The 2,517-nt window shown below is 66.2% G+C and carries 3 protein-coding genes; 2 read left to right on the forward strand and 1 reads right to left on the reverse strand.

The genetic code is table 11. The annotated features are described in order from the left end of the window. Together ACFV2O_RS36785 and ACFV2O_RS36790 are read left to right on the forward strand one after the other, a co-directional pair. A partial coding sequence (locus ACFV2O_RS36785) for a phage tail tip lysozyme (protein WP_364439997.1) occupies positions 1-462 on the forward strand: 462 nt, incomplete at its 5' end. A gap of 708 nt (positions 463-1,170) precedes the next feature. Next, a complete protein-coding gene (locus tag ACFV2O_RS36790) occupies positions 1,171-2,112 on the forward strand; it encodes a transglycosylase SLT domain-containing protein (protein WP_379256393.1) in 942 nt (313 codons plus the stop codon). A 27-nt stretch (positions 2,113-2,139) separates the two neighbouring features. Here the strand turns inward: ACFV2O_RS36790 and ACFV2O_RS36795 are convergent. Continuing rightward, on the reverse strand, positions 2,140-2,517 hold a 378-nt coding region (locus tag ACFV2O_RS36795; protein ID WP_364440001.1), incomplete at its 5' end, for a C40 family peptidase.

Here is a 2,517-nt window from a genome sequence, read left to right on the forward strand (position 1 = left end):
GGAACGGGTGGCAGCGCCGACAACATCCCGGGGGGCTCGAACGCGAATCCCGCGGATGTCTATCGGTACCTCATATCGAAATATGGACTCACGCCCGCGCAAGCAGCGGGGATCGTGGGTAACCTGCAGGTCGAGTCCGGTTTCAATACCAGCGCGTACAACTCGCGCGAAGGCGCCATCGGTCTTTGCCAGTGGCGGGGTGGGCGACGACAGGCTCTGGAGCGGTTCGCGGCCGCCCAAGGAAAGCCGGTCACCGACTGGAAGGTCCAGATCGATTACATGATGGCCGAATTGCGCAGCAATGAATCCACTGCGTACGGATATCTCCGAGCCGCGCAGACGCCTGCCTACGCGGCGGCGGTCTTCGATCAGTATTACGAAAGAAGTTCCGGTGACGCGAGAGGACAGCGCATCGCCTACGCCAACAGCATCGCGTCGGCGATGCGCAACGTCGCCGTTTGATTGGCCGTCCGGCCTCGGCCACGTTCACTCGGTGCACCTGCCACCGAGGCGCCTCGCTGCCTCGCATGGGGCCCGTGGTCGGCTACCGCTGCCGCCCGGACACGGGTCACCTGGTGTTCCCGCACCCGGGAACACATCGGGCGAGACTCCGGAGATATTCGGGTTAAGCTGCGCATGCGCTTTGGGGCGAATACTGGGAGAAGTTTCTCGGAGTCGGTGAGCCGACAGCGAGCAAGGCGGCACTAGTCCGCCGAATCGGCGCGAATCGCAACACTTGTTGCCGCGTTGGCTGCGAACCTCTCCGGACTTCGGCATGCACTGAACGTGTCCGGTGACCGCCGGTGCGGGTACCGGAGCGTCCGGCGGAAGGTGAATCATGGTTGCCTCTGTGGTCACCGTGCGTAGCGGCCGGGCGCATCGGGGGATCTGATGGTGCCGAATCGCACTCCACCCGAACTGGATCCCGACGAAACCGGCGATGCTCGCGACGTACGTGCGAGCGCCACCACCTCCGCGCCGCGCCGATCCACCAAGTCCGCGGCGCGCGGCACTCCCACGCCGATCCCGCGGCCACAAGCAGGTGCACCGGCCACAGCGGCGACGGCCGGCGCGGCGGCTCAGGGGAGGGCGCAGAGCACGCCGGCGGTATCGGAAACAACCTCCACCACATCGGGTTCGACTCCTGTCGCGCGCTCGGACGCACTCGGCATGGCAGGCTCGTCCACGCCCATGGCGGCCGCGGCGATGGGCGCGCTGGCCACCATCGCGGCCCAATACGGTGACGGTCCTCCGACCGCGGTGACGGGACAGCAGTACGCGCCGCCCGATCTGGGCGCCGCACCGCCCAGCGGACCCGTCGTGTGGGACGGCGCCCTCGGCTCTCAGTACGCCGCGAGCAATCAGAATCGCGCCCGCCACGGTGATGCGACGCAGACGATGAACGCCGAACTGGAACGCATCCTCGGTGGCGCCGTCGACAGCACCACGCAGGGACGCGCGGCGATCGGAGCGATCATCGCCGAGGTGAACACCGCCTTGACCGCGCTCGGCGGTATCCAGGATGCGAATGCGAGTAGGCAATTGGTGATCTCCACCTTGGACACCGCCTTGCAGCGCGCGGGAAGTGTGCTCGGTCAGGGGCAGGCCACGGCAGTCCTCACCGCCGATCGGGTAGCGGCCCTGGCCGACCGCTACCTGAGCGAGTCGCGTCCCGCGCAGCCGCGCAGACCCCGCCGCACTTCGCACTCCGGCATGCGAGGGCCGAGCGGCGGTCCGCCACGCACACGCCCGTCGGGGCAGCAGGGCCAATGGATCGATGAAGCGCTGCAAGTGTTGCGCCAGAACGGCTACGACACGCGCCAGATCGATCCGGCCGACATCGCGGCGATCATCCAGCACGAATCCGGCGGCAACCCTAACGCCATCAATCTCTGGGACAGCAACGCCGCGGCGGGAATTCCGTCGAAAGGTCTGATGCAGACCATCGATCCGACGTTCAACGCGTATTCGCTTCCGGGGCATCGTGATATCTGGAATCCGGTGGACAATATCGTCGCGGGAGTTCGCTATGCCATCGAGCGTTACGGGTCGGTCAGTAATGTGCCCGGAATCGTGCAGATGCGTGGTGGCGGTTCGTACGTGGGGTACTGACGCCGTCGAGCGAAAGCGGCCGGAAAGTCAGGCCCAGCGTGCGGCCGCGTAGCTGCTGGGTAGTTTCCGATACTGGACGTGGCCACCGGTGTGTGGCGCTTCGACGCACATGCCGTTGCCGATGTACATGATGACGTGGCCGGGATTGTTCGCTCCCTTGAAGGATTCGGACGGGAAGATGAGGTCGCCGGGCTTGATATCCCTGGGATTCACCTTGGGCAACTGGCGATACTGATCCGCCGCGACTCGCGGGATTCGAACACCGGCGGCGGCCGCCGCGTATTGCATCAGGCCTGAGCAGTCGAAGGCGTTCGGCCCTTCCGCGCCGTAGATGTAGGGATCGCCGAGCTGAGCGAGTGCGACTTGGATAGCCTTCGCGGCTGCCCCAGTCGCGCCGTTGCCGTT

Source organism: Nocardia sp. NPDC059691, assembly GCF_042733915.1.
GTDB classification, from domain to species: domain Bacteria; phylum Actinomycetota; class Actinomycetes; order Mycobacteriales; family Mycobacteriaceae; genus Nocardia; species Nocardia sichangensis.

Excerpts from the sequence above, each read along its gene's own strand:
- ACFV2O_RS36790 (WP_379256393.1), top strand. The coding sequence starts at position 1,171 with ATGGCAGGCTCGTCCACGCCCATGGCGGCCGCGGCGATGGGCGCGCTG.